An 805-nucleotide genomic window follows, 5' to 3' on the forward strand; every position below is an offset into this window, starting at 1 on the left:
CGGGCGGCGATGGCGGCAGGGGGGGCGGCGGCGGCACGGGGAACGGCGGCGGCGGCAATCCAAACAACGGCAACGGCGGCAACGGCGGTAACGGCGGCAGCGGCGGCAACGCCGGCAAAGCCGGAACGGGCGGCGCAACGAGCCCGGTCGGTGGCGCCGGCGGCAACGGTGGCGCCGGCGGAGCCGGCGGCAACGCGAGCAGCATCGCCGTCGGTGGCATTAACCCCCAAGGCCTTTCCGGCGGTAACGGCGGCGCAGGCGGGAACGGCGGCGCCGGCAGCATCGGCGACCTCTCCACGACCGGCGGCAAGGGCGGCAATGGCGGGGCTGGAGGCAAAGGCGCCGATTTGGCAACCTACAGCTTCTCCGGCAAGGGCGGAGCCGCTGGCAACGGCGGAGCCGGTGGCGCCGGCGGCGCCGCCATCGGCGGCAGCTCCACCGCGCCCGGCGCCAACATCGGCGGAGCCGGCGGCAACGGTGGGGCTGGCGGCGCTGGCGGCACCGGCAGCCCAAGCAACACCGGCGCGCCCCTGTCCGGCGGCGCGGGCGGCAATGGCGGCAAAGGTGGCGACGGCGGTGCCGCCGGCAGCGGCGGCACCGCCGGTAATGGCGGCAATGGCGGTAACGCCGGCGCCGGCGGCGCCGGCGGGAAAGCCGCAGCCCGGTCCGGCCTCGCCGGGGGGGCCCGGGCGGCGGGGGGGTCGGGGGGGGGGGGCGGGGAGGGGGGGGGGAGCAGGGGGGGCGGGGGGGCGCGGGGGGCAGGCGGGAGCGGGGGGTGAGGGGGGGGGCGGGGGGAGGAGGGGGG

Annotated in this window: 1 pseudogene; it reads left to right on the forward strand. The window is 80.0% G+C overall.

The features are described 5' to 3' along the window. Nucleotides 1-779, forward strand: a pseudogene (locus MSIMFI_RS29105) (hypothetical protein); the annotation flags it as partial. Nucleotides 780-805: the final 26 nt, after the last annotated feature.

This window comes from Mycobacterium simulans (genome assembly GCF_900232995.1).
GTDB classification, from domain to species: Bacteria; Actinomycetota; Actinomycetes; order Mycobacteriales; family Mycobacteriaceae; genus Mycobacterium; species Mycobacterium simulans.